Source organism: Streptomyces erythrochromogenes (genome assembly GCF_036170895.1).
Classification (GTDB): domain Bacteria; phylum Actinomycetota; class Actinomycetes; order Streptomycetales; family Streptomycetaceae; genus Streptomyces; species Streptomyces erythrochromogenes.
Window position 1 is genome coordinate 5,048,992 of record NZ_CP108036.1, and the last position, 26,009, is coordinate 5,075,000.

Consider the following 26,009-nt stretch of genomic DNA (forward strand, 5'->3'; position numbering starts at 1 on the left):
ATTGCTTTACCGGCACCCGGTGTTCCCTGCGGTCGTTCCTGTGAAGGTAGGGATGGGCGCGGAGGGGGTCGAGGTTCCCTCACCGGCCGAATTCCCTTCCGGAACAGCGGCAGTGGTGGTCGCGGCCGGGGTCGGGGCGGCCGTCCCGGGGGCCCGCGCCGCCGCAGAAGGCGTCGCCTCCGGCGGGGTCACCGTCACCGGTTCGTCCTCCCGCAGCTGCTGGAACAGCCGCTCTGCGTCCGGTTCCACCAACTCGTCCCGGTTGGGGTTGGGTGCGTAGGGCCGGCGCGGCACGGTCAGGAACGTGATGCGATGGGTCGGTATGCCCCGTACGCCCCTTACGAGTTCGTACATGTTGCGCAGCGACGCCAGTCCGGGGTCGGTGGTCAGCGAGGAGGTGGCGGCGTCCAGCAGCGGGTACAGGCGTGTCGGGTTCAGCAGGACGCCGTTGCTCTGCACCTTCTTGACGAGGGATCCGAGGAACTGCTGCTGGCGTTCCATCCGTTCGGTGTCGCTGCCGTTGCCCAGGCTGTGCCGGGCGCGGACGAACCCCAGCGCCTGCTCGCCCCGGAGGGTCTGCCGGCCGCCGGGCAGCTTCAGCTTGGCCTGCACGTCGTCGATGGGCTGCTTGAGGCACACCTCCACCCCGCCGACGGCGTCGACCATCCGCTTGAACCCGCTGAAGTCGATGACCATGTGGTGGTCGATCCGGATGCCCGTGAGCTTCTCCACGGTCCGGATCGTGCAGGCGGCCCCGCCCCACTCGAACGCCCAGTTGAACTGGGCGAAGGAGGCGCCCGTGCGGGACCCGTCGGGCTGCAGGCAGGAGGGGATCTCCGTCATCAGGTCCCGGGGTATCGACACCGCCGTCGCGCTCCTGCGGTCCTGCGGCAGGTGCAGCAGGATCGTGGTGTCCGAGCGCTGGGTGCCCTTGTCCTCCCCGTAGCCGGCGTTGCCCTTGCCGGAGCGCGAGTCGGAGCCGATCAGCAGGATGTTCTGGGCGCCCGTGGCGAGGTGCGCCGGGCGTTCGCGCTCGTAGCGCTCCAGCTCGGCCGCGGCGGAGGTGTCCTCGGTGATGTTCCCGTCGAGCTTGTTGTAGAGCCACCAGCCGGTGGCCGCCCCCACCAGGACCAGCAGGGTCAGCCCGAGACCGATCCAGCGCAGCAGCCTGCGCCTGCGGTCCCGCGGAGGCCGTCGTTCGCCTCCGGCCGCATCGCTGCCGCCCGGTATGCCTGAGCTGTCCGTCACTGGCGTGCGTCCCCTCGCCGCTGCGAGCAGCCGTACGGGTGAGCACGGCCATTGCCGATCCTCCCCCCGGGGCGCCGGAGCAGCCCGGGGGCGGGGTCGTGTCTAGGGCCATGCGGGTGACAGATCGGCCGTTCCCGAGGTTGATCAGTGTGGGTGACGGGCCGCGCCCCGGTTTCAGACCGTGTGGGTGACGCGCTCGCTCTCGGTCCGCTGGGCCAGCGCCTCCGGTGACAGCCGGTCCAGGTTCCGGCAGAGCACCACGGACGCCCCCGCGGCCAGCGCGGCGTACAGCCCGGCGGACAGCCCCTCCCAGGTGTCGTAGCCCAGCCCGGTCAGCACCCGCGCCCCCTCGCCGAGGCCGAGCTTCGCCGCGTCCTCGCGGGCCCGGGTGACCAGCGCCGTGTGCGAGAGCTCCTCGCCGCCGACGATCAGAGCGGGACCTTCGGGCTGCACCGGGACGAAGGGGGCGAAGCGGTCACCCTGCCCCGGCACCTCCACCGCGTAGTCGGCGAAACCGGCCGGGGGCTGCGGGAAGCGCCCGCCCAGCGGCCGCAGGGCCAGCGCCACGCGCTCGCCGTCGCACTCCAGCGCCTGCTCCAGCGTGTCCGGACCGCTGACGACGAGGTCGGCGTCGCCCGGGTGCCCGCCCACCGAGGCCACGACCCCGACCGAGTCGCAGGCCAGCAGCCACACGGCGCTCTGCCAGTGCGCCGGGAGCAGCAGCGCGAGCCGGTCCCCGGGCTCGGCGCCCAGGTCGCCCTGGAGCAGGTTCGCGGTCTTGGCCACCCAATTGGCGAAGGTCGCGACGGACAATTCGACGCGTTCGCCGGTGGCGTCGTCGTAGAAGGTGACGAGCGGGCGGCCCGGATCGGCGGCGAGCGCGGATCGCAGCAGGTCGGCAGGGGTGCGGTCAATGGCGTTCACCCGGCACAGGGTACGCGGGGCCCTCCCCCGTACGGGGGTCCGCGGCTCCTCCGTACGGGGGAGGGGTATCCGCGGCGCAGCGGACGGAGCATCAGATCTCGGATGGCGCCCCGTGGTGGGCGTGCCCACCATCCTTGTCATGCGTGGATTCCTTGCTTCCTCGATCGGCGTCGCGACGGCCGCCGTACTGGCCCTGCCCCTCGCGCTCCCGACTCCAGCACTCGCCGAAACCGTCCCCGTGACCCCGGCCGGGTCCACCCAGTCGCTGCCGCTCGTTCCCCTCGGGCCCGCGGCGGACCGCACCCCCGGCGTCCCCGGAATGAGCGCCTCGCCCCGCGGTTCCGAGACGCAGGGCCTGGCCGCCCGTGAGGTCAAGACGTTCTCCATGGTCGGTGTCGTCTGGGACGACGCCACCACCCAGCTCAACGGCAGCGTCCAGGTCCGTACCCGCTCCGTCCGCACCGCCACCTGGTCCGACTGGCAGGACGTCGAGGTCCACAACAGCGAGCACGCGGCCGACCCCGACGCGGTGGAGCGCGACTCCGGCCGGGTCCGCGGCGCCACCGCCCCGCTGTGGGTCGGCGAGTCCGACGGCGTGGAGGTCCGCGTCCAGGCGGAACTGGACGCCCCGACCACCCGCGCGGGCTCCCGGCTGCCCTCGGGCATGCGCATCGAACTCGTCGACCCGGGCGCGGCGGCCCCGGCGGGGTCCTCGGACGGCAAGAACAGCGGCCCGGCCGACGACAAGGGCGAGATGGTCGCGCCCGGCCTGACCATGGAGATGGCCGAGGCCTCCGCGGCGAACGTGCCGCACGCCGCGCTCGGCGCGAACGAGATCATCGAGCTGGACAAGGCCGACTCCACCGCCGACGCCGTCTTCGCCAGCGAGGGCGAACTCACCGCGGCGGCGGCCCCGTACATCGGCCCGCGCCCGCGGATCGTCACCCGCAAGGGCTGGGGCGCGGACGAGTCCCTGCGCGAGAAGGCCTTCGCCTACACCAACACCGTGAAGGCGGCGTTCGTCCACCACAGCGCCTCCGGCAACAACTACGCCTGCAAGGACGCCCCGGCGGTGCTGCGCAGCCTGTACCGCTACCACGTGGTCAGCAGCGGCTGGCGCGACTTCGGCTACAACTTCGCCGTCGACAAGTGCGGCACGGTCTACGAGGGCCGCGCGGGCGGCGTCTCCAAGCCGGTCCTCGGCGCCCACACCATGGGCTTCAACACGGACAGCATGGGCGTGGCGGTGCTCGGCACCTTCACGAACTCGGCGCCCCCGGCCGCCGCCGTCGACGCGGTCGCCCGCCTCACCGCCTGGAAGCTCGGCCTCTTCGGCCGGGACCCGCGCGCGAAGGCCACCCTCAAGTCGGGCGGCGGCAACCGCTACCCCAAGGGCAGGAACGTCTCGATGAACGTCATCTCGGGCCACCGGGACGGCTTCGCGACGGAGTGCCCCGGCAAGCAGCTGTACGGCAAGCTCCCGACGACCCGCACCTCCTCGGCCAAGCTCCAGGGCCGCCCGTAGCCTCCGGCGGCCGGCCGGGGCGGGCTACGCTCGACCCATGGCCGGCCGCTTCGACCCCCTCAACCGGACCGCCGTACGCGGCGGCCGCACCGACGTACCGCCGGGCCGCGCAGGCACCGCGGGCGCGGGGGCCGTGGAACGCCGCTGGACCCCCGACGGCCCCGTCGACCTCGGCCTCACCCTCGGCCCGCTCCGGCGCGGCCCCGCCGACCCCACCTTCCGCACCACACCCGACGGCTCCGTCTGGCGCGCCACGCGCACCCCCGACGGGCCCGCCACCCTCCGGGTCTCCCGGACCGGGACCGGGACCGAGATCGACGCCGAGGCCTGGGGCGCCGGCGCCGCCTGGCTGCTCGACCAGCTGCCCGCACTGCTCGGCGCGGGCGACGACCCGGCGGTCTTCGTCCCCCGCCACCGCCTCGTGCACGCCAGCCACCGCCGCCGCCCGGGCCTGCGCCTGACCCGCACCGGCCTGGTGCTGGAGTCCCTGATCCCCACGGTCCTGGAACAGAAGGTCACCGCAGACGAGGCCTACCGCGCCTGGCGCCGCCTCGTACGGCAGTACGGCGAGCCCGCGCCCGGCCCCCACGGGCTGAGCCTGCACGTCATGCCCGACCCCCGCACCTGGGCGATGATCCCGTCCTGGGACTGGCACCGGGCCGGTGTCGACGCCAAGCGCTCCGACACCATCGTCCGGGCCGTACGCGTCGCGAACCGCCTGGAGGAGGCGGCGGCCATGGACCTGCCCGAGGCCGTGCGACGGCTGGAGGCCGTCCCCGGCATCGGCCCGTGGACCTCCGCAGAGACCCTCCAGCGCAGCAACGGGCACCCCGACGCCGTCACCACCGGCGACCTGCACCTGCCCGGCATCATCGGCTACGCCCTCGCCGGCGACCGCGACGCCGACGACGCCGCGATGCTGGAGCTCCTCGCCCCGTACGCCGGCCAGCGCCACCGGGCGGCCCGCCTCGTCCTCCTCGCGGGCCGCACCCCGCCCCGCCGGACCCCGCGGATGTACCGCAGCGACATCGGCCGCCTCTAGGCCCGCCCACGCCACCCCGCCCCGCCGGGCGAGCTGTCCCCGGTCGGGCGGTCCGCGCGGCCCGTGCCCGTCGGGCCAGACGCTCGCCGCAGGCGTACCCGGATCCCCGCCGGTCCCCTGAGGCCGCGGCTCGCACGGCCCGCCGTCCAGGGCCCGCCCCGTCGTAGCCCGGGCCGGGCTGTGTTCCGCGGGGCTCGCCGCAGGCGTCCGGCGCGTCAGCGGCCCGGGCCGCCCCGGACCCCTGAGGCCGGGGGCCGGCACGGTCCCGCCGTCCAGGGCCCGCGCCCCGCCGCAGCGCGCCCCGGCTCCGTCCGCAGGGCTCGCCGCAGGCGGCCGTCAGCGGACCTCTACGAAGTCCTCCGCCGGGCGCCCCGGCCGCTGCGGCGGGGCCGCCGCCGGGTGGCCGACCGCAACCGTCCCCATCGGGTCCCAGTCCTGCGGCAGGTCCAGCACCTCCCGCACCACGTCCCGGCAGAACATCGTCGAGGACACCCACGCCGACCCCAGCCGCTCACCGGCCAGCGCGACCAGCAGGTTCTGCACGCCCGCGCCCATGGCGACCACGAACATCTCCCGCTCCGCGGCGTCCCGCCGGGCGTGCCCGTAGTGGTGCGCCCCGTCCGTCACCAGACACGGCACCACCAGGTACGGGGCGGCCCGCAGCACGTCCCCGCGCCGCACCCGCTTCGCGACGGACTCCTCGGACTTGCCGTCCGAGCGCAGGTCCGCGATCCACGCGTCCCGCATCGCGTCCAGCAGCCGCACCCGTGAGGACTCGGACTCCAGCAGCACGAACCGCCACGGCGTCGTGTGGTGGGGGGCCGGGGCCGTCACGGCCGCCGCCACCGCCCGCCGCACCGCGCCCGGGTCCACCGGCTCCGCGGTGAAGGCCCGTACGGTACGGCGCTGCGTGACGGCTTCCCGTACCGCCTCCGAGGTGCCCAGCCGGAACATGTCGTCGGCCGGCGTGCGCACCAGGTCCCGCGCCGTCGCGCCCTCGCCCAGGACGTGCGCCAGCCCGCGCACGACGGCCACCGGCAGGCCGGCCGCCTTGCCCTTGACCAGGTCGCCGGCGGCGGCGAGCTCGTCCGCCGTCGCCACCACCGTCGCGCTGAGCGGATTGCCGTGCGCGTCGGTGGCGCCGCGCAGGTCGTCCAGGACCCGCACGCCGGCCGAGCCGATGGCGACGTCCGTCAACCCGTTGCGCCACGGCCGCCCGAAGGTGTCCGTCACGACCACGCCCACGTCCACGGAGAGCGCGTCGCGCACCCCGGCGCGGATCGCGGCCGCCGACGCGTCCGGGTCCTCCGGGAGCAACAGCACGGTGCCGGGCGCGGTGTTGGAGGCGTCCACGCCGGCCGCGGCCATCACCAGGCCCTGCCGGTTCTCGACGATGCGCAGGGGGCCCCGGCGCGCGACCACCCGTACGGTCTCCGCGTCGATGGCGGCCTCGCGCGAGTCCGCCCGCACGATCCGGCCCTCGGCCTTGGAGACGATCTTCGAGGTGACGAGCAGGACGTCGCCGTCGCGCAGATCGGGCGCGGCCGTCGTGATCAGCTTCGCCAGGTCGTCGCCCGGCCTGACCTCCGGTATCCCGTCGACGGCCCGCACCTCGTACGAGGGAGCCGCCGTCACTGAGAGGCCTCCGCCAGCTCCAGCGCGGCCCGGGCCATCTCGGCGGTGGCCTCCAGGTCGGTCATCATCAGCGGCACCGCGCGGCAGGTGATCCCGGCGGCCTCCACCTCGGCGACGGCGGCCGCGTCGGAGGTGTCGACGAGCCAGCCGTCGAGCAGATCGGTCCCGTAGTGCAGGGCGACCGCGGCGGCCGTGGACTCGACGCCCACCGCGGCGAGCACCTTGTCGGCCATCCCGCGCACGGGGGCGCCGCCGACGATGGGGGACAGGCCGACGACGGGGGCGCCGGCGGCGGCGATGGCCTCGCGGATGCCGGGCACGGCGAGGATCGTGCCGACCGACACCACGGGGTTGGACGGCGGGAAGACGATCACGTCGGCCGCGGCGATGGCCTCCAGCACGCCGGGCGCGGGCTTGGCCTGCTCGGCCCCGACCGGTACGACGGCCTCCGCGTCGACCGAGGCGCGCAGCCGGACCCAGTACTCCTGGAAGTGGATGACCCGGCGTTCGCCGGTTCCGGCCTCGGTGATCGCGACGTGGGTCTCGACCCGGTCGTCGGACATGGGCAGCAGCCGCACCCCGGGCTGCCAGCGGTCGCAGAGGGCCTCGGTGACGGCGCTGAGCGGGTAGCCGGCGCCGAGCATCTGCGTGCGGACGATGTGGGTGGCGAAGTCGCGGTCCCCGAGGCCGAACCAGGTGGGTCCGACCCCGTAGGCGGCGAGTTCCTCCTTGACGGTGAAGGACTCGTCGGTGCGGCCCCAGCCCTGGTCCTCGTTGATGCCACCGCCGAGGGTGTACATCACCGTGTCCAGGTCGGGGCAGACCTTGAGCCCGAAGAGGTGAATGTCGTCACCGGTGTTGCCGATGACCGTGATGTCCGCGTCGGGCACCGCCGACTTGAGTCCGCGAAGGAACCGGGCGCCGCCTATACCGCCGGCCAGAACAACAATGCGCATGCAGACAGTCTGTCAGCCGAAGGCTGTCGTTGAGGGGTGGCGGTCGGGCGACGGGTGGGACTGTCAGCCGAAGGCTGTCGTTGAGGGGTGGCGGTCGGGAGGCGGGTGGGACTGTCAGGCCTCTCGGGGTCAGGCCGGGACGGACTCGGATTCTGCCGGGGAGCAGCTGTGCATCGGCATCTCGGTCAGTCCGGGGAAGTAGACGTGCAGGCTCACCGCGCCGTCCAGGGTGTCGTTGACGACCTCGTGGGCGTAGCCGGGGGCGAAGACGCGCTGGCCGCCGGCGCGGTGGGTGAGCCGTCCGCGGGAGGTGTGCTCGGTGAGCTCGCCCTCCAGGACCGTCAGGACGCCGGAGGAGGCGCCGTGGTCGTGCAGGCCGCTGCCCTGGCCGGGGACCCAGCTGAGCAGCCAGACCTCGTAGCCGGGGCCGGTGCGCAGCCGGTGGTACCAGCGGGTGGTGGCGTCGTACTGGACGAGGTGCTCCCAGGAGGCGCGGTCCTCGGCGATGGAGCGGGCCAGGCCGACGAATTCGGCGACGGTGGCCGGGTGTTCGCGGGCGGGCTGGAGGAGGTGCTGGACGGCGAGGATGTCGCCGGCGATCTGCAGGTCGCTCTCGACGGTCGCGGTCACGGTCGTGGGAGTGACGGCGGCGGGAGCGGCGGTGGCGCTGGTGCTGTTCATCGGGGTGTACCTCGACGGATGTCAGTCGTGCTGGCGGTCGCTGTGGGGGAGGGCCGGAGCTCTGGGGAGCCGAGGCTCCACGGGCATCAACAGCTGCAACAGCAACAGCGAACCTGGGCAGCGCACAGGAACCCACGAATGGGGGTCCGGGTGGTGGCTGCGGGCGCTGACATGCGAACTAGGAGAACGGGTTTAGGGTCCGGCTGTCAACCCAATGTCCGGTTTGGGGGAAAAGTTTCACCTCATCCGGTTACTGTGTGCGGAGAAAGGTTTGTGCAGTCCGCGGCGGGGGAGGTGGCGCTGCGCCGGGACTCAAACCTGATCTCGCCATGTCGTGACCTGAATGTGATCTGCGCCGCTCTTCGGGGTGGGTCGCAACCCCGCTTCGGGGCGACGCGTGGATTACGGGTGAAGGTGACATCCGATGACGCCGATGGCATGTGTCACGATTTTTGGCGATATGAACACTTTCTGCATAGGCTTGGTTCCGCAGAGTGAATAAGGGGCCCAATAGCAGATCTCGGCTTGACTGCCCCGGAGCCACGCACTTGTAATTTCACTCGTGTCGTTACGTAGCTATGAGTGACGACGTGACCACGGGGACGCACCAACAGAGCGAGGGGCGCACATGACCGAGCTGTTTCAGGAACTGCTGGTCGAGGAAGCGGACGAGGAGCTCGGATGGCAGGAGCGCGCCCTGTGCGCCCAGACCGACCCCGAATCCTTCTTTCCCGAGAAGGGCGGCTCCACCCGCGAGGCCAAGAAGGTCTGCCTCGCCTGTGAAGTCCGCTCCGAATGCCTGGAGTACGCCCTCGCCAACGACGAGCGATTCGGCATCTGGGGCGGCCTGTCCGAGCGCGAGCGCCGGCGCCTGAAAAAGGCAGCCGTCTGATACCGCCGGAGCGCCACCGACCCGGCACCCGCAGCACCCCGCACGACATATCCGAATATCCGAGCAAGACGTCGAGCACGGCGCACAGCCGAACAAAGAGCACCACACACGGTCCGCCTCCTGCACCTTCCCCGCAGGAGGCGGACCGCTGCTTTGGCAGCCGTTAGGGTGGGGCGCTGTCCAGCAGCCTCCGAGGGCACACCACCCCCGGACCCCCGGCCGGAGGGCCAGTACCGCGATGTCCCTGCACAGCCAGTCGACGGCCTCCTACCAGGCGCCCGTCACACCCGAGTTCCCCCGGCACGTCGTCACCGCGGTCCTCGTCGCCCACGACGGCGCCCGCTGGCTGCCCCGGACGCTCGCCGGCCTCCTCGGCCAGGAACGCCCCGCGCAGAACCACGTCGCCGCCGACACCGGCAGCGCCGACGAGTCCGCACGGCTGCTCACCGAGGCCCTCGGCGACGACCACGTCCTGCACCTGGCCCGCCGCACCGGATTCGGCACCGCCGTCGACGAATCCGCCCGCACCGCGGGCACCCTGAGCCCCGAGGACCTCCCGTACCTCAAGCGCCCCAGCGGCTGGGACCCCGTCAGCCGCACCTGGCGCGACGACGCCTACGACCTCCCCGACCTGCCCCACGGCGAACCCGTCCAGTGGCTCTGGCTCCTCCACGACGACAGCGCCCCCGAACCGGACGCCCTCACCGAACTGCTCCGCGTCGCCGACGAGAACCCCGACGCCGCGATCATCGGCCCCAAGCTCCGCGGCTGGTACGACAAGAAGCAGCTCCTCGAAGCCGGCGTCACCATCGCCCGCAGCGGCCGCCGCTGGACCGGCCTCGACCGCCGCGAACAGGACCAGGGCCAGCACGACCAGGTCCGCCCCGTCCTGTCCGTCTCCACCGCCGGCATGCTCGTGCGCCGCGACGTCTACGACGAACTCGGCGGCTTCGACCGCCGCCTGCCCCTCATGCGCGACGACGTCGACCTGTGCTGGCGCGCCCAGAGCGCCGGCCACACCGTCCTCGTCGCCCCCGACGCCGTCATGCGCCACGCCGAGGCCTCCGCCCGCGAACGCCGCACCGTCGACTGCGCCGGCCGCACCACCGCCAGCCCGCACCGCGTCGACAAGGCCGGCGCCGTCTACACGATCCTCGCCAACAGCTCCGGCCGCGCCCTGCCCTACGTCCTGCTGCGCGTCCTGTTCGGCACCGTGCTGCGCACCCTCGCCTACCTGATCGGCAAGGCCCCAGGCCAGGCCGTCGACGAGATCACCGGCCTCCTCGCCACCCTGCTGCGCCCCGGCCGCCTCCTCGCCGCCCGCAGGGCCCGCCGCCGCCCCGCCGTCCCCGCCTCCGAACTGCGCCAGCTCTTCCCCCCGCCGGGCGCCTCCCTGCGGGCCAACGCCGACCAGCTCGCCGGCTACTTCGGCGGCGACCGCGCCACCGACTCCGCCCCCGCCGGCCGGCACGGCGGCGGCAGCATCCTCAACGCGCCCGGCGAGGACGGCGACTACCAGGAGACCGAGCGCTTCGCACGCCTCAAGCGGATCGCGCGCAACCCCGCGCCCTTCCTCTTCGGACTCCTCCTTCTGGTCTCCCTCGCGGCCTGCCGCGCCCTGATCGGCGGCGGCTCCCTCATGGGCGGCGCCCTCCTGCCCGCCCCCGCCGGCGGCCTCGACCTGTGGAGCATCCACACCGACGGCTGGCACCCCGTGGGCACCGGCTCCACCGCCTCCGCCCCGCCCTACCTGGCCGCCCTCGGCGCCTTCTCCACCCTGCTGTTCGGCTCCACCCAGGCCGCCCTGACGCTCCTGCTCGTCGGATCCGTCCCGCTGGCCGGCCTCACCGCCTACTTCGCCTCCCGGCCGCTCGTCGAATCCCGGCTGCTGCGCGCCTGGGCCGCCACCGCCTACGCCTTCCTCCCCGCCGTCACCGGCGCCCTCGCCGGCGGCCGCCTCGGCACCGCCGTCCTCGCCGTCGTGCTCCCGCTCATCGCCCGCTCCGCCGTCGCCGCCTTCGGCCTCGGCGAGCACGCGGCCGCCACCGAGCAGCGGGGCGGCTGGCGCGCGGTGTGGACGTACACGCTCCTGCTGACCCTGGCCACCGCCTTCACCCCGGTCGTCTGGCCGCTCGCCGCCCTCCTGGGCGCCGCCGCGCTCGTCCTGCGCCGTGCGCACTGGAAGACGTACGGCCTGCGGCTGCTCGCCACCCTCGCCGTCCCCCTCGTCGTCCTCGCCCCCTGGTCGCTGGGCCTGCTCACGCACCCCGGCCGCTTCCTCCAGGAGGCCGGACTGCCCTACGGAGCCGGCTCGGCGGGCGCGCTGGACCTGCTCGGCATCAGCCCCGGCGGCCCCGGCACCGGCGCCCGCCTGCTCCTCGCCGGCGTCGTCCTCGCCGCCCTGGCCGCCCTGCTCCGCGCCGACCGGCAGTTCGCCGTCCGCACCGCCTGGGCCGCCGCCCTGGCCGCCCTCCTCCTCGCGGTCCTCGCCAACCGGACCGCGTGGGCCGGACCGGCCACCCTCGTGTACGGAATCGCCCTCCTCGCCGCCGCCGTGGTCGGCGCGGACGGCGCCAAGGACCGGGTCGCCGCCCGCAACTTCGGCTGGCGCCAGCCGCTGGCCGCGCTCATCGCCCTCGCGGCCGCCGCGGGCCCGCTGATCGCCGCGGCCACCTGGATGATCGCCGGCGCCGACGGCCCGCTCCAGCGCCGCGACCCGGTGCAGGTACCGGCCTTCGTCGCCGACGCCGGCGGCGACGACAACCAGACCCGCACCCTGCTCCTCGACCTCGACGGGCCCGCCACGGTCTCCTACAGCCTCGTCCGCGGCCCCGGCGGCCGCCTCGGCGACGCCGAGATCACCGCCCGGACCGGCGACGACCCCCGGCTCGACAAGGTCGTCTCCAACCTCGTCGCAGGCTCCGGCGCCGATCAGTCCAGCCAGCTCAGCGCCTACGCCATCCGCTTCGTGATGTTCCGCCCCGGCGGGCCCGAGGACATCCGCCGCGTCCTCGACGCCACCCCGGGCCTGAGCCGGCGCCACCAGCAGGACGGCACCGCGCTGTGGGGCGTCGAGCCCTGGCTGCCGCGCGCCGTCATCGTCTCCGCCAAGCAGGGCGAGGCCCCGATCCCGGTCGCTGCGGGCCCGGTCGAGGCCCACGGCAAGATCCCCGCGGGCGAGGCGGGCCGAGTCCTGCGCATCGCCGACCGGGCCGACGCCGGCTGGCAGGCCACCCTCGACGGCAAGCCGCTCAAGGCGAAGACCCTCGACGGCTGGGCCCAGGGCTTCGAACTCCCCGCCGGCGGAGGCCGCCTCGACCTCGTCCACGAGGGCTCCCTGCTGCGGACCGCCTGGAACTGGACCCAGGGCCTGCTCGCCCTGGTCCTGCTGGTCATGGCCCTGCCCGGCCGGCGCGCCGAGCTCGACGACGACCTGCCCGAGGAGGAGGCCGCGTCCGCGTCCCGTCCCGGTCCGGGCGAGGCCGGCGAGGGCCGCCGGGCCCGCAGGCTCCGCGCCGAGGCCGAGGCGGACGCCGCCCCCGGCCCCGTGGAGACCGCGGCCGCCGCCGACCCGTACGCCCATATCCCCGCGCAGCCGGTGTACGGCGAGGAGTCGTACGCCTACCAGGCCTACGGCGACCAGGGCGGCTACACGTACGAGCCGCAGCAGCCGCAGCAGCCCCAGCAGCCGCAGCAGCAGCCCCAGGAGCAGTACCCGTACGAGCAGTACCCCGGGTACGACCAGCAGCAGGGCGGCGCGGCCTACGAGAGCCCCTACCCGCAGCAGCACCAGCCGGTCCACCACCAGGACCAGCAGCAGTACCCCTACCCGTACGAGCCCTACGAGCCGTACCCACCCCACGACGTCCACGCACAGCACGACCCGCGTCCTGACGGGAGCCCCCAGCAGTGAAGCAGCGCGCACCCCTGACGCTGGCGGCCGTGACGGCGGCGCTGGCCGCCCTCACCGGCGTGGCCGCCCTCACCGCGCCCGCCCCCGCGGACGGGGCCTCCGACGGCAAGGCGGCGGCCTCGGCCCGGATGCCCGTGGAGCGGTCCCTGCTGGTGTGCCCGGGCCCCAGTTCCTCGGACATCGCCGAGACCACGTACACCTCGTTCACGCCCGGCGCACCCGCCGGGGAGGGCAAGGGCTCGGCCCGGCTGCTCGGCGCGACCAAGGACGCCAAACCCGTCCTGGAGCCCAAGGAGCCCGGCAAGCCCGTCGGAGCCACCGCCAACGGGGCCGACGCCCCCGCCCTCACCGGCAGCGCCGACGGCGTCCTCGCCCCCGGCTGGACGGCGCAGCTGACCACCAAGGTCTCGGTCGGCCGGGCCCGGGGCGTGCTCGGCGTCGGCTGCACCGCGCCCGGCACCGACTTCTGGTTCCCCGGGGTCAGCACCGCCAAGGGACGTGAGGACTACCTCCACCTCACCAACCCCGACGACGCGGCCGCCATCGTCGACATCGCGCTCTTCGGCCCCGACGGCCTGGCCAAGCCCGACGCGGGCACCAGCGAGAACATCCGCGTCGACCCCAAGTCCACCAAGACCGTCCTGCTCTCCTCCCTGCTCCCGACCACCCAGCTCGCCGACGCCACCGCCCACGTGACGACCCGCGCGGGCCGGGTGGGCGCCTCCGTGCAGGTCGCCGAGGAGAACGTGGGCGCCGACTGGCTGCCCGCCTCCACCGACCCGGCCGGCTCGCTGGTGCTGCCGGGCATCCCGGCGGACGCCACCTCCGTACGGCTGGTCGCCTTCGTGCCCGGCGAGGAGGACGCGGACCTGAAGCTGCGCCTGGCCGGACCCGGCAGCGCCATCAGCCCGGCCGGCAGCGAGCAGCTGCACGTCAAGGCGGGCATGACGGCGGTCGTGGACCTCAAGGACGTGACCCGCGGCGAGCCCGGCTCGCTGCTGCTGACCCCGGCGGACGCCAAGAAGGCCGCCCCGGTGGTCGCTGCGGTACGCGTGGTCCGCGGCAGCGGGGCCAAGCAGGAGCTCGGATTCGTCCCGGCCACCGGGCCGGTCGGCGCCCGGGCGACCGTCGCCGACAACCGGCCCGAGGAGAACACCACCGTGCTGTCGCTGACCGCGCCGAGCGCCGAGGCGAAGGTCAAGGTGACTGCGTCCCCGGGCACCGGCGGCGGCGAGCCGGCCTCCCAGGAGGTCACGGTCAAGGCGGGCACCACCCAGACGCTGACCCTCGCCCCCGCCGGCGGAAAGGGCTCCTACGCCCTCACCGTCGAGACCCTCTCGGGCGGCCCGGTCCACGCGGCCCGCACCCTGTCCTTCCCGAACGACGGCATCGCGATGTTCACCGTCCAGGGCTTCTCCGACGACTACTCCACGGTGTCGGTCCCCAAGGCCGTCCAGGACCTCTCCGTCCTGACCAGGTGACGATCAGGGCCCCCGCCGCGTCCGGACCGGTCGTCAGTCCTGGCCGTATCGGGGGTCCACCGTCTCCGGAGTGAGGCCGAGCAGCTCCGCCACCTGCTCCACCACGATCTCGTGGACCAGCATCGCCTTCTCGTCGCGCGTCTTCGTACGGATCTCCACCGGCCGCCGGAAGACCACGATCCGGGCCGGCCGCCCCTGGCGCGACTCCGACACCGCACCGAGCGGCACCGCCTCGTCGTTCCATCCGCCGTCCGGACCGCCCGGCGGCCCCGGCACGTCGCCCACCAGGAACTCCACCTCGGACAGCTGCGGCCAGCGCCGCTCCAGCCGCTCCACGGAGTCCCGTACGAGATCCCCGAACAGCTCCGCCCGGCTCGCCGCCAGGGGCACCTGCGGAGGGGCCAGCGGACCGCGCATCCCGCGCCCGTGCCGGTCCCGGCGACGCGTTCTGGGCTCGACGGGGGCCCCCGCGGGGGGCTCGGCGGGGCAGGGGGGCAGAGGGGTGTCCGTCACCCCCGCAGGGTAGCTCCGAGCACGACACGGGGGAGTGAGCAGCGGTGGAGTCGTCGCGGCCCGGTCAAGAGTGCGGTACCGTCCAACGTCGTGAGCCTTGTACGTCGCTGTTCGCGCACCGCGTGCGGCCGCCCTGCCGTCGCGACACTGACGTACGTCTACGCCGATTCGACCGCAGTTCTCGGCCCGCTCGCCACATACGCCGAACCCCACTGCTACGACCTGTGCGCCGAGCACTCGGAGCGCCTGACAGCCCCGCGGGGCTGGGAGGTCGTCCGTCTGTCCGACGGGTCCGGTCCGTCGCGCCCCAGCGGCGACGACCTCGAAGCCCTGGCCAACGCCGTCCGCGAAGCCGCGCGCCCTCCGGGCCGCGCCCCCGGGCCGGCCGGATCGGGCAAGGGCGGCCAGACCACCGGCGAGACCCGTCGCGGACACCTGCGCGTCCTCAGATCGCCGGATTCCTGACGCTCGGGTCATCTGCGGGACAGCTGCTGGTTCAGGGTAGGTTTGCCGGACCGCACAGAACCTCAGGAGGGCAGGCAGTGGCCGCAGATCTTTCGAACATCGTCAAGGCGTATGACGTGCGTGGCGTTGTGCCGGACGAGTGGGACGAGTCGCTGGCGGAGCTGTTCGGTGGTGCTTTCGTCGAGGTCGTGGGTGGTTCGGCGATCGTGGTGGGGCATGACATGCGTCCTTCGTCGCCGGGTTTGTCGGCGGCGTTCGCGCGGGGTGCGGCGGCGCGTGGTGTGGATGTGACGTTGATCGGTCTGTGTTCGACGGATCAGCTGTATTACGCGTCGGGTTCGATGGGTCTGCCGGGTGCGATGTTCACGGCGTCGCACAATCCTGCGCAGTACAACGGGATCAAGATGTGTCGTGCGGGTGCGGCTCCGGTGGGTCAGGACACGGGTCTGTCGCAGATCCGGGTGCTGGTGGAGGGGTGGCTGGACCATGGCGCGCCGGAGGTTCCGGTGGGGACGGTGCCGGGGACGGTGACGGAGCAGGATTCCCTGAAGGGTTATGCGGAGCACCTGCGTTCTCTGGTGGACCTGGCGTCGATCCGTCCGCTGAAGGTCGTCGTGGACGCGGGCAACGGGATGGGTGGTCACACCGTTCCGACGGTGTTCGAGGGCCTGCCGCTGGATGTCACCGAGATGTACTTCGAGCTGGACGGTACGTTCCCGAACCACGAGGCGAATCCGCTCGATCCGAAGAACATCGTGGATCTGCAGGCGCGGGTGCTGGCGGAGGGCGCGGATCTGGGGATCGCCTTCGACGGGGACGCGGACCGCTGTTTCATTGTGGACGAGCGCGGTATCGGGGTGTCGCCGTCGGCGATCACGGCGTTGGTGGCGTCGCGTGAGCTGGCGCGCAACGGTGGGTCGGGCACGGTGATCCACAACCTGATCACCTCGATGTCGGTGCCGGAGGTCGTGCGTGAGAACGGCGGCACCCCGGTCCGGACGCGGGTGGGCCACTCCTTCATCAAGGAGGAGATGGCGAGGACGGGTGCGATCTTCGGTGGTGAGCACTCGGCGCACTACTACTTCAAGGACTTCTGGAACGCGGACACGGGCATGCTCGCCGCGCTCCATGTTCTGGCGGCGCTGGGCGGCCAGGACGGGCCCCTCTCTGCACTGGTGGCCTCCTACGACCGGTACGAGGGTTCGGGGGAGATCAACTCCACGGTCGCGGACCAGGCGGGTCGTCTGGCGGCGGTGCGGGAGACCTTCGGCGGCCGTGAGGGCGTGGGCCTGGACGAGCTGGACGGTCTGACGGTGACGGGCGAGGGCTGGTGGTTCAACGTGCGTGCGTCGAACACCGAGCCGCTGCTGCGCCTGAACGTCGAGGCCCGTGACGCGGACACCCTGGCCCGGGTCCGTGACGAGGCCCTCGCCCTCATCCGCGCCTGACCGTCCCGGTCCTGAGGGGGCTGGGCCATTCCAGCCCCTTCGGCCTGCACTTTCCGGCACGGGCCCGCAAAACCAGCCTCGCCGGCGTTTGAGGCGCGGGGTGTGGGGCGGAGCCCCACGAGCCCCGGCGCAGCCGGGTCCCACCCCCGCCCGCCCCAAGCCGCATCGGCGCAGCCCCGGCGGTACGCTGACCACGCCATACCCGCATCCCCGAAGGGAACCCACCCCATGCCGCTCGAAGCCGGCCTCCTGCAGATCCTCGCCTGCCCCGCCTGCCACGCGCCCCTCGAGGACAAGTCGGCCGACGAGACCCCCGAGCTGCTCTGCACCGGCCAGGACTGCGGTCTCGCCTACCCGGTCCGCGACGGCATCCCGGTCCTCCTCGTGGACGAGGCCCGCCGCCCCGCCTGACCCGCACCACCGAAGAACACACCGCATCACGCGCAGACAGGTTCCCGTCACCCAACAGCCGGAGGCCGCCATGCTCGACGAGTCGCTCCTCGACGCACCGGACGATCTCGCCCGCGTCGACCGACGGGGCCTGCTCCGCGGCGCGGCCGAGGCCGGGGCCAGAGTCCGTACCGCGGCCCGGCACGCGAGCGAGGCGGGCATCGCCACCCTGCGCCCCGACGGCCGGCCGCGCGCGGTCCTGATCGCCGGGCCCGGCACCGCCGCCACGGGCGTCGCCGACCTGCTCGGCGCCCTCGCGGGCGCCTCCGCGCCGGTGATCCGGCTCGACCCCACCGGGGTCGCCCACGCCTCCGGGGCACTGCGCTGGGCCCTGCCCGGCTGGGCCGGGTCCGTCGACCTGCTGCTCGTGGCCACCACCGACGGCACCGAGCCCGGGCTCGCCGTGCTCGCCGAGCAGGCCTACCGGCGCGGCTGCACCGTCGTCGCCGTCGCCCCCGAACGCTCACCGCTGAGCGAGGCGGTGGACGGCGCGCACGGGCTCCTCGTACCGATGGCCAAGGCCCCGTACCAGGAGTTCGACGAGTCCGCAGCCGCGGGCCCGGGCGCCCTGTGGGCCCTGCTGACGCCCCTGCTGCTGCTGCTCGACAAGGTCGGCCTGATCACCGCGGCCCCCGACACCCTCCAACTCGTCGCCGACCGGCTCGACCGGACGGCCGAACGCTGTGGGCCCGCGATCGCCACCTACTCCAACCCGGCCAAGACCCTCGCCGCCGAGCTGGCGGACTCGCTGCCGCTCATCTGGAGCGAGGGCACCGGTGCCGGCCCCGCCGGCCGCCGCTTCGCCGCCACCCTCGCCGAGCTCGCCGGCCGCCCCGCACTGGCCGCCGCGCTCCCCGAGGCACTGCCCGCCCACGGCGTCCTGCTCGCCGGCGACTTCGCCGCCGGCGCCGACCCCGACGACTTCTTCCGCGACCGGGTCGAAGAGCCGCAGGCCCTCCGCGCCCGCGTCGTCCTGCTGCGCGACCGGCCGGCCGGCGGCCTCACCGCCGCCCCCGCCGCACGCGAGCTCGCCCTCAGCCACGACACGGCCATCAGCGAGCTCGAACCGGAGGAAGGCGCCGAGCTGGAACAGCTCGCCGAACTGCTCGCCGTCACGGATTTCGCCACCGCCTACCTGGCGTTGGCCTCCGGGGGACACAGCTGAGACCCGCGCACGTAGCCCGGATCTATCCAGGAAGACGACGATGGACCGCCTGACCAACACGATCCGCCCCTACGCCTGGGGATCCCCCACGGCCCTGCCCGCGCTCCTCGGTGTCGAACCCACCGGTGAGCCCCAGGCCGAGCTGTGGATGGGAGCCCACCCGGGCGCCCCGTCCCGCGTCGACCGCGGTGCCGGCGTCAGGACGCTCGCGGAGGTCATCGCCGCCGACCCCGAGGGGGAGCTAGGCGCCGCCACCGTGGCCAAGTTCGGCCCCAGGCTGCCGTTCCTCTTCAAGATCCTCGCCGCCGGCGCCCCGCTGTCCCTCCAGGTCCACCCCGACCTGGCCCAGGCGAAGGCGGGGTTCGAGGCCGAGGAGCGGCGCGGGATCCCGATCGACGCGGCCCACCGCAACTACAAGGACCCCAACCACAAGCCCGAGATGATCTGCGCGATCACGACGTTCGACGGGCTGTGCGGCTTCCGCTCCCCGCAGGCGTCCGCGGACCTCTTCGAGGGGCTGGGCGTCAACTCCCTCAAGCCGTACGCCGACCTGCTGCGCGCCCACCCCGAAGAGGCCGCGCTGCGCGAGGTGCTGACCGCCGTACTGAGCGCGGACCGCGAGCAGATGGCCCGTACGGTCGCCGAGACCGCGGCCGCCGCCGAACGCCTGGGCGGCGAGTACGCCACTTACGCCGCCCTGGTCCACGAGTACCCGGGGGACCCCGGCGTCATCGCGGCCATGCTGCTCAACCACGTCCGACTCCAGCCCGGCGAGGCGCTGTTCCTCGGCGCGGGCGTCCCGCACGCCTACTTCGACGGCCTCGGCGTCGAACTGCTGGCCAACTCGGACAACGTGCTGCGCGCCGGGCTCACGCCCAAGCACGTGGACGTGCCCGAGCTGCTGAAGATCGTGCGGTTCGAGCCGAGCGACCCGACCGTCATGCGGCCCGAGGGCGACGGCGGCGAGGAGGTCTACGAGGCCCCCATCGACGAGTTCCGGCTCTCCCGCTTCCTCCTCGCGCCCGGCGGCGCCCCGCACGTGCTCCCGGACGGCGCCCCGCAGATCCTGCTCTGCACGGCCGGCTCCGTACGGGCCGGCGAACTGGCGCTCTCGCCCGGCGGATCGGCCTTCGTACCGGCGGGCGAAAAGGTCGAACTATCCGGAAACGGCACTGTCTTCCGGGCCACCGTGGTCGTCTGAGGCGGCGTCCGGCCCGGGGGCTGCAACAATGTGCGGCCGTAGTCACTGGCCCAGGAAGGACACCCTGCACCCATGAGCGCGTCGGGCGGTACCAAGGCGATCGTGGCGGCCCTTGCCGCCAACCTCGCCATCGCTGTAGCCAAATTCGTGGCGTTCCTCTTCAGCGGCTCGTCGTCGATGCTCGCGGAAAGCGTCCACTCGGTGGCCGACTCCGGGAACCAGGGCCTGCTCCTCCTCGGAGGCAAGAAGGCCCAGCGGGAGGCGACGCCGCAGCACCCCTTCGGGTACGGGCGCGAGCGTTACATCTACGCATTCCTCGTCTCCATCGTGCTCTTCACCGTCGGTGGCATGTTCGCCATCTACGAGGGCTACGAGAAGATCCACGAACCGCACCCGATCGAGGCCTGGTACTGGCCGGTCGGCGTCCTGGTCTTCGCGATCATCGCCGAGTCCTTCTCCTTCCGCACCGCGATCAAGGAGTCGAACGAGATCCGCGGCACGCTGTCGTGGACCCAGTTCGTGAGGCGGGCCAAGGCCCCCGAACTGCCCGTCGTGCTGCTGGAGGACCTCGGCGCGCTCGTCGGCCTGGTCCTGGCGCTGGCCGGCGTCGGCCTCGCCCTGCTGACCGGCAACGGCGTCTGGGACGGCATCGGCACCCTGTGCATCGGCGTCCTGCTCATCGCCATCGCGATCGTCCTGGCCGCGGAGACCAAGTCCCTGCTGCTCGGTGAGGCCGCCGGCGTCGAAGAGGTCGAGAAGATCAAGGCCGCGGTCGTCGACGGGGACGTCGTCACCCGCGTCATCCACATGCGCACCCTGCACCTCGGCCCCGAGGAGCTGCTGGTCGCCGCCAAGATCGCCGTCGAGGGCAACGACACCGCGACCGAGGTGGCGGACGCGATCAACGCCGCCGAGGCCCGCATCCGCGAGGCGGTCCCGATCGCCCGGGTGATCTACCTGGAGCCGGACATCTACCGTCCCGAGGCCGCCAAGTAGTCCCGTACGCCCCGCACGTACATGCCGAAGGCCCCCGCGAGCAGCAGCCCGCGGGGGCCTTCGGAGTGTGCGGGACGGCTACGGTGCGTCCACCTGCGTGGTTCCCCAGACGGGCCCCTGTGCCTCGGCCGGCCTGCGCCTGCGCGCCACGAGCGAGGCGATCCCCAGCCCGAGCCCCGTGAGCAGGAGTCCGGCCCCCGCCAACGAGATCAGACTGAGGGCGATCACCAGCGGAGCCGCCTCGTCGAGGCCGGCATCGATCCCGGTCACTGCGGACACCGGCAGCGTTCCCGCCCGGGTCTCCGGGTGGAACCGGGAGTCCGCCGAGTTGCCGCGGTTGTCGCCCAGTACGAACATCCGGCCCTGCGGCACCGAGACGGCGAAACTCACCCCGCCGGCCCCGGGGTCGCCGTCGCGCACGTACGGCTCGTCGAGCGGCTTCCCGTTGAGGGTCAGCGTCCGGTCGCCCATCGCGTAGGAGATGTGGTCCCCGCCCAAGGCCACGACGCGTCCGATGAACGGGCCGTCGAGTCCCCAGTCGGCCGGGTCGTAGGTGATCACGTCACCGTGGCGGACCTCGCCCGGGTTCCTTTCCATCGCGAGCACTTCTCCGACGGGGACCGTGGGCAGCATGCCCTCGCCGAACTGCTTCACGGGGGTGAACCGGCCGAACATGTACGCGTACGGTCCGGCGGCCAGCGCCACGCCCAGCACCAGCAGGGCTATCGCCCAGATCCCCCGTCTCCGCCCGGGCCTGCGTGCCATCGATCCCCCACCCCTCCCACCGATACGAACGGCCGGAAGAATACGGTCTGGCCGAAAACCCTCCATGGGTGGGGTGGGTCGACCCGCAATCCGAACCCCGCCAGTTCTTCGTCCGACTGGGGCCGCCACCGCCGATCGGTGTAGATTCGTGGGCAGTGTCAGGCGTCGCTGCTGATGGCGGGTCGGGCGGTCCCTGCGACCGGCCGAGGGGAGAGAGGACCCCCGACGGACTGTGCTCGGTGTCCCGTCCCCAGGACGGCGCACGGACCAGCCGTACCCACCTCTCGAACCATGAGGAGCAGCACCCATGGACTTCAAGGTCGCAGACCTCTCCCTCGCCGCCTTCGGCCGCAAGGAGATCACCCTGGCGGAGCACGAGATGCCGGGTCTGATGTCGATCCGCCGGGAGTACGCCGAGGCCCAGCCCCTGGCCGGCGCCCGCATCACCGGCTCCCTGCACATGACCGTGCAGACGGCCGTGCTCATCGAGACCCTCGTCGCCCTCGGCGCCGACGTCCGCTGGGCCTCCTGCAACATCTTCTCCACCCAGGACCACGCTGCCGCCGCCATCGCGGTGGGCCCGAACGGCACCCCGGAGAACCCGCAGGGCGTACCGGTCTTCGCCTGGAAGGGCGAGACGCTGGAGGAGTACTGGTGGTGCACGGAGCAGGCTCTGACCTGGCCGAACACCCCCACCGGCGGCCCGAACATGATCCTCGACGACGGTGGTGACGCCACCCTCCTCGTCCACAAGGGCGTCGAGTTCGAGAAGGCCGGCGAGGCCCCGGACCCGTCCACGGCGGACTCCGAGGAGTACGCGTACATCCTCACCCTGCTCAACCGCACCCTCGCCGAGAGCCCGCAGAAGTGGACGCAGCTCGCGTCCGAGATCCGCGGTGTGACGGAGGAGACCACCACCGGTGTCCACCGTCTCTACGAGATGATGTCCGAGGGCACCCTGCTGTTCCCGGCGATCAACGTGAACGACGCCGTCACCAAGTCGAAGTTCGACAACAAGTACGGCTGCCGCCACTCCCTGATCGACGGCATCAACCGCGCCACCGACGTCCTCATCGGCGGCAAGGTCGCGGTCGTCTTCGGCTACGGCGACGTCGGCAAGGGCTGCGCCGAGTCGCTCCGCGGCCAGGGCGCGCGCGTCATCGTCACCGAGATCGACCCGATCTGCGCCCTCCAGGCGGCGATGGACGGCTACCAGGTCGCCACGCTGGACGACGTCGTCGAGACCGCCGACATCTTCATCACCACGACCGGCAACAAGGACATCATCATGGCCGCCGACATGGCCAAGATGAAGCACCAGGCCATCGTCGGCAACATCGGCCACTTCGACAACGAGATCGACATGGCCGGCCTGGCCAAGGTCGACGGCATCGTCAAGGACGAGGTCAAGCCGCAGGTCCACACCTGGACGTTCCCGGACGGCAAGGTCCTGATCGTCCTCTCCGAGGGCCGCCTGCTGAACCTCGGCAACGCGACCGGCCACCCGTCCTTCGTCATGTCGAACTCCTTCGCGGACCAGACCCTGGCCCAGATCGAGCTCTTCACGAAGCCGGAGGAATACCCGACCGACGTCTACGTGCTCCCCAAGCACCTCGACGAGAAGGTCGCGCGCCTCCACCTCGACGCCCTCGGCGTCAAGCTCACCACCCTCCGCCCGGAGCAGGCCGCCTACATCGGCGTCAAGGTCGAGGGCCCGTACAAGCCGGACCACTACCGCTACTGATCAGCCCCCTGATCAACCGCGGACGGACCTGAAGCAGGCCCCCGGCACCCGTGCCGGGGGCCTGCCCCGTATCCCCGATCCGAAGAAGTGTGCGCACCATGCCCCGCGGCCGTTACTCACTCCACGACCCGCACGACCACGCCCCCCTCGGCGAGGAGCACTTCCACTGCGCCCCCGGCCCCTCGGGCTGGCGCTACGTCTCCCAGCTGACCGCCCCGGACGGCGAACACCGCGGTTCCGTCGACCTCGCGATCGACGAACTCGGCCGCCCGATCCGCCTGGAGGTCAACGCCGCGAGCTGGCAGGTGCGCGGAGCCGCCCTCGACGGCGTCACCTGGGTCCGCACCGACCCCACCGGCACCGAGGCCACCGAGGGCAACATCGCCGCCCCCGGCTTCACCGGCACCTCCCCGGCCTTCCTCGTCGCCACGGCCCGCCTGCTGCGGCTGACCCCCGGCGCACCCGCCACGCGCGTCCGGCTGCTCGCCCTCACCGACCCGGTGCTGGCCCCGCGTACGGTCGACCAGGCCTGGGCGCTGGTGGCCCGTGAGGAACACCCGACGGACAGCGGCCCGCTCCTGGTGGACGAGTACCGGGTCACCGCCCTGGACACGGGCGAGGTCCACACGGTCCACATCGCCGGCGACGTTGTCCTCTCGGCCCCCGGCATCGAACTGGAACACCTGGAGACCCCGCCCTCGGCCTTCGAGGAGCAGTGACCCCTCACCCTCAGGCGGGCGGAGCGAACCCGCCGGCGCGCGGAGCCTGCGCGGGCGCGGGGGCGAGGTACGGGGCCGGGGCAGGGGCCGGCGCCGTGGTCGGCACCGGCCCGAAGCCGGACGCGACCGGCGGTACGGGCGCGACGGGTGCGGCGTGTGTGGCGTGTGCGGGGGGAGAGGCCCCGGCGGCGGCAGTGGCGCGGAAGGCCCGGGCGGCATCGCGCGACTGGCGTTCGTGGACCACGGCCATCAGATAGGCAGCGGCCGGCACCCCCGCCGGCGGCGGCGCCCCCGTACGCGCCACGAGATCGTCCGCGAGTCGCGCCGCCATCGCCGCACCCACCTGCGGATCCAGCTGGTTCATGCGCGTCAGGTACTGGCGGATCGCCAGCCACAGCCCGTCCGGCACGGCGGACAGGTCCAGCTGCGTGAACCGCCCGGCCAACCACGGCGGCGGCGCCGGCACCGGCATCACCCGCGCTCCCGGCACCCTCTCCCGGACCACCAGGGTCCCCGCGAAGACGTCTCCGAGCCGCCGCCCGCGCACCGACACCAGCGAGGCGATGGCCGCCACCGTGCCGAAGGTCAGCAACAGCTCCACGACCCCGAGGGCCCCGCGCACCAGCGCGTGCCGGAACCGGATGGGCCCGCCGTCGTCGCGCACCACCCGCAGCCCGCAGGCGAGCTTGCCCAGGGAGCGCCCGTGGGACAGGGTCTCCACCGCGATCGGGATTCCGACCAGCAGCAACAGGAAGCTCGCCACCGCGATGGCGGCCTGGGCGGCCGGATCCAGCGAGGCCGTCGCGAGGGTCAGCCCGACCCCGATGAGGACGTACGCGGTGACGTAGAGGGTCAGGTCCAGGAGGATCGCCAGCGCACGGCTCGGCAGTCTCGCCGGCCGCAGCCCCAGGACGACCGCGTCCCCCGTCACCAGATCGCTCACCGCAGCACCTCTCATGTGACCTGCTCCGCCCCTACTGCATCAAGTCTGCCAAGCTGACCACACTAGGAATAGGCAGCGGCCAGGGGACCTGGGCAGGGGAGCGCACCGGATGGATCTCGACGTCTTCGTCACGGCACACCGCGCGGAATGGGACCGCCTGGAGCAGCTCCTGGGCCGCGGCCGCAAGCTGACGGGCGAGGAGGCCGACGAACTCGTCGCTCTCTACCAGCGCACCTCGACCCACCTCTCCCTCATCCAGTCCAGCGCCCCCGACCCCATGCTCACCGGGCGGCTGACCCAGCTGGTCGCACGGGCCCGGGCCACGGTCACGGGCACCCGCCGCGCGGGCTGGCGCGACGCCGCGCTCTTCTTCACCGTCGGCTTCCCGGCCGCGGTCTATCGCAGCCGCCGCTGGTGGATACCGACGGCCCTGCTCTCCACGGCGCTCGGCGTGCTCATCGGCTGGTGGATAGCGACGCACCCCGAGGTCCAGGGCGCCATCGCCGCTCCGGAACACCTGAAGGAGCTCACGAAGCCGGGCGGCGAGTACGAGACGTACTACTCCAGCAACCCCGCGGGCTCCTTCGCCGCCCAGGTCTGGACGAACAACGCCCAGGCGGCCGCGATGTGCCTGGTCCTCGGCGCCTTCCTGGGGATCCCGGTGCTGTGGATCCTCTTCCTCAACATGGCCAACCTCGGGGTCGGCCTCGGCCTGATGGCGTCCGCCGGCCGGCTCGACGTCTTCCTCGGCCTGATCCTCCCGCACGGCCTGCTCGAACTGACGGCCGTCTTCGTGGCGGCGGGCACCGGCCTGCGCCTGGGCTGGACGGTCATCGACCCGGGCCCCCGCACCCGCCGCACGGCCCTCGCCGAACAGGGCCGGGCCGCCCTCGGCATGGCGATCGGCCTCGCGGTGGTCCTGTTCGTCTCCGGCCTGATCGAAGGCTTCGTCACCCCCTCTGGCCTCCCCACCTGGGCGCGCATCACGATCGGCGTGGTCGCCGAGGCGGCGTTCCTGCTCTACGTCTTCGTCCTGGGCGGCAGGGCCGCCCGCGCCGGCGAACTCGGCGACGTGGAGGCCGCGGACCGCACTGCAACGCTCCCGACCGCAGCCTGATGTGCGTACAAGCCCGCTGAGCTGCTAGTCTCCTCGTCGTCCCGCAAACGCCGTTGACACGGAGCGAGCGGGGAGGTAGATTCGAACGGTTGCCTCGAACTGGACAAGTTCGGCAGCGATGGTTTAAACTCTCTCTCACCCCACATGGACTTCAAGATCCGATCGGGGTACGTCCGATTTTCTATT

At 73.1% G+C, this 26,009-nt stretch carries 22 protein-coding genes; 14 read left to right on the forward strand and 8 right to left on the reverse strand.

What is annotated here, in order from left to right; translation table 11 throughout:
• Positions 1 to 6 precede the first annotated feature (6 nt).
• Positions 7 to 1,248, reverse strand: coding sequence for an LCP family protein (locus OHA91_RS23150; protein ID WP_328739930.1), 1,242 nt, complete (start codon positions 1,246 to 1,248; stop codon positions 7 to 9).
• A 174-nt stretch (positions 1,249 to 1,422) separates the two neighbouring features.
• Positions 1,423 to 2,172 (reverse strand): TIGR03089 family protein, encoded by a 750-nt coding sequence (locus OHA91_RS23155; RefSeq protein WP_031150925.1) that lies wholly within the window; start codon positions 2,170 to 2,172, stop codon positions 1,423 to 1,425.
• Between the two features lie 139 nt (positions 2,173 to 2,311).
• Here OHA91_RS23155 and OHA91_RS23160 point away from each other — a divergent pair, with 139 nt between their 5' ends.
• Both OHA91_RS23160 and OHA91_RS23165 read left to right on the forward strand, forming a co-directional pair.
• The gene (locus OHA91_RS23160) at positions 2,312 to 3,697 is read left to right on the forward strand and encodes a peptidoglycan recognition protein family protein (RefSeq protein ID WP_266500724.1); all 1,386 of its coding nucleotides are present in this window, start codon (positions 2,312 to 2,314) and stop codon (positions 3,695 to 3,697) included.
• A gap of 37 nt (positions 3,698 to 3,734) precedes the next feature.
• A complete protein-coding gene (locus tag OHA91_RS23165) occupies positions 3,735 to 4,739 on the forward strand; it encodes a DNA-3-methyladenine glycosylase family protein (RefSeq protein WP_031150929.1) in 1,005 nt (334 codons plus the stop codon).
• Positions 4,740 to 5,075: 336 nt separating this feature from the next.
• Here OHA91_RS23165 and OHA91_RS23170 read toward each other — a convergent pair whose 3' ends face one another.
• The 3 genes from OHA91_RS23170 to OHA91_RS23180 form a co-directional block, all read right to left on the reverse strand.
• Complete coding sequence (locus OHA91_RS23170; RefSeq protein ID WP_328739931.1) at positions 5,076 to 6,374, reverse strand: coenzyme F420-0:L-glutamate ligase; 1,299 nt, start codon at positions 6,372 to 6,374, stop codon at positions 5,076 to 5,078.
• On the reverse strand, positions 6,371 to 7,330 hold the full coding sequence (cofD, locus tag OHA91_RS23175; RefSeq protein WP_328739932.1) for a 2-phospho-L-lactate transferase: 960 nt from the start codon (positions 7,328 to 7,330) through the stop codon (positions 6,371 to 6,373). Before cofD ends, OHA91_RS23170 begins: the two co-directional genes overlap by 4 nt.
• Positions 7,331 to 7,459: 129 nt before the next feature.
• A complete protein-coding gene (locus OHA91_RS23180) occupies positions 7,460 to 8,011 on the reverse strand; it encodes a cysteine dioxygenase (RefSeq protein ID WP_078959283.1) in 552 nt (183 codons plus the stop codon).
• A gap of 628 nt (positions 8,012 to 8,639) precedes the next feature.
• On the opposite strand from OHA91_RS23180, the gene OHA91_RS23185 reads away from it, so the two are divergent.
• From OHA91_RS23185 to OHA91_RS23195, 3 genes are all read left to right on the forward strand, one after another.
• On the forward strand, positions 8,640 to 8,903 hold the full coding sequence (locus tag OHA91_RS23185; RefSeq protein ID WP_003983763.1) for a WhiB family transcriptional regulator: 264 nt from the start codon (positions 8,640 to 8,642) through the stop codon (positions 8,901 to 8,903).
• A gap of 238 nt (positions 8,904 to 9,141) precedes the next feature.
• Positions 9,142 to 12,816, forward strand: a complete 3,675-nt coding sequence (locus tag OHA91_RS23190; protein ID WP_328739933.1) for a glycosyltransferase family 2 protein — start codon at positions 9,142 to 9,144, stop codon at positions 12,814 to 12,816.
• Positions 12,813 to 14,297 carry a DUF5719 family protein gene (locus OHA91_RS23195; protein ID WP_328739934.1) on the forward strand — a complete coding sequence of 495 codons (1,485 nt, stop codon included), beginning with the start codon at positions 12,813 to 12,815 and terminating at the stop codon, positions 14,295 to 14,297. Before OHA91_RS23190 ends, OHA91_RS23195 begins: the two co-directional genes overlap by 4 nt.
• Positions 14,298 to 14,330: 33 nt before the next feature.
• Here OHA91_RS23195 and OHA91_RS23200 read toward each other — a convergent pair whose 3' ends face one another.
• On the reverse strand, positions 14,331 to 14,810 hold the full coding sequence (locus OHA91_RS23200) for a metallopeptidase family protein (protein ID WP_381628805.1): 480 nt from the start codon (positions 14,808 to 14,810) through the stop codon (positions 14,331 to 14,333).
• Positions 14,811 to 14,900: 90 nt separating this feature from the next.
• Between OHA91_RS23200 and OHA91_RS23205 the strand changes: the two genes are divergently transcribed.
• The 6 genes from OHA91_RS23205 to OHA91_RS23230 all read left to right on the forward strand — a co-directional run bounded on the left by OHA91_RS23205 (position 14,901) and on the right by OHA91_RS23230 (position 20,535).
• A complete protein-coding gene (locus tag OHA91_RS23205) occupies positions 14,901 to 15,275 on the forward strand; it encodes a DUF3499 domain-containing protein (protein WP_031150939.1) in 375 nt (124 codons plus the stop codon).
• 77 nt (positions 15,276 to 15,352) lie between these two features.
• Entirely contained in the window at positions 15,353 to 16,723 is a 1,371-nt protein-coding gene (locus OHA91_RS23210; RefSeq protein ID WP_328739935.1) for a phosphomannomutase/phosphoglucomutase, read from the forward strand.
• Positions 16,724 to 16,951: 228 nt separating this feature from the next.
• A complete protein-coding gene (locus tag OHA91_RS23215) occupies positions 16,952 to 17,134 on the forward strand; it encodes a Trm112 family protein (protein WP_030659888.1) in 183 nt (60 codons plus the stop codon).
• A gap of 70 nt (positions 17,135 to 17,204) precedes the next feature.
• Positions 17,205 to 18,338 (forward strand): SIS domain-containing protein, encoded by a 1,134-nt coding sequence (locus tag OHA91_RS23220; RefSeq protein ID WP_031155430.1) that lies wholly within the window; start codon positions 17,205 to 17,207, stop codon positions 18,336 to 18,338.
• Positions 18,339 to 18,378: 40 nt separating this feature from the next.
• Positions 18,379 to 19,539 (forward strand): mannose-6-phosphate isomerase, class I, encoded by a 1,161-nt coding sequence (gene manA, locus OHA91_RS23225; protein WP_031155428.1) that lies wholly within the window; start codon positions 18,379 to 18,381, stop codon positions 19,537 to 19,539.
• Between the two features lie 72 nt (positions 19,540 to 19,611).
• Positions 19,612 to 20,535, forward strand: a complete 924-nt coding sequence (locus tag OHA91_RS23230) for a cation diffusion facilitator family transporter (RefSeq protein ID WP_031155426.1) — start codon at positions 19,612 to 19,614, stop codon at positions 20,533 to 20,535.
• Positions 20,536 to 20,613: 78 nt separating this feature from the next.
• On the opposite strand, the gene lepB is transcribed toward OHA91_RS23230, so the two are convergent.
• The gene (lepB, locus tag OHA91_RS23235) at positions 20,614 to 21,300 is read right to left on the reverse strand and encodes a signal peptidase I (RefSeq protein WP_266500731.1); all 687 of its coding nucleotides are present in this window, start codon (positions 21,298 to 21,300) and stop codon (positions 20,614 to 20,616) included.
• A 307-nt stretch (positions 21,301 to 21,607) separates the two neighbouring features.
• Between lepB and ahcY the strand changes: the two genes are divergently transcribed.
• Positions 21,608 to 23,044: an adenosylhomocysteinase gene (gene ahcY / locus OHA91_RS23240; RefSeq protein WP_031155422.1), complete on the forward strand. Its 1,437-nt coding sequence runs from the start codon at positions 21,608 to 21,610 to the stop codon at positions 23,042 to 23,044.
• Between the two features lie 98 nt (positions 23,045 to 23,142).
• Positions 23,143 to 23,763: a hypothetical protein gene (locus OHA91_RS23245; RefSeq protein ID WP_031155420.1), complete on the forward strand. Its 621-nt coding sequence runs from the start codon at positions 23,143 to 23,145 to the stop codon at positions 23,761 to 23,763.
• A 10-nt stretch (positions 23,764 to 23,773) separates the two neighbouring features.
• Here the strand turns inward: OHA91_RS23245 and OHA91_RS23250 are convergent, their stop codons facing one another.
• A complete protein-coding gene (locus tag OHA91_RS23250; protein WP_245240232.1) occupies positions 23,774 to 24,706 on the reverse strand; it encodes an RDD family protein in 933 nt (310 codons plus the stop codon).
• A 109-nt stretch (positions 24,707 to 24,815) separates the two neighbouring features.
• On the opposite strand from OHA91_RS23250, the gene OHA91_RS23255 reads away from it, so the two are divergent.
• Positions 24,816 to 25,823, forward strand: coding sequence for a stage II sporulation protein M (locus tag OHA91_RS23255; RefSeq protein ID WP_031155416.1), 1,008 nt, complete (start codon positions 24,816 to 24,818; stop codon positions 25,821 to 25,823).
• The last annotated feature ends 186 nt before the right edge of the window (positions 25,824 to 26,009 follow it).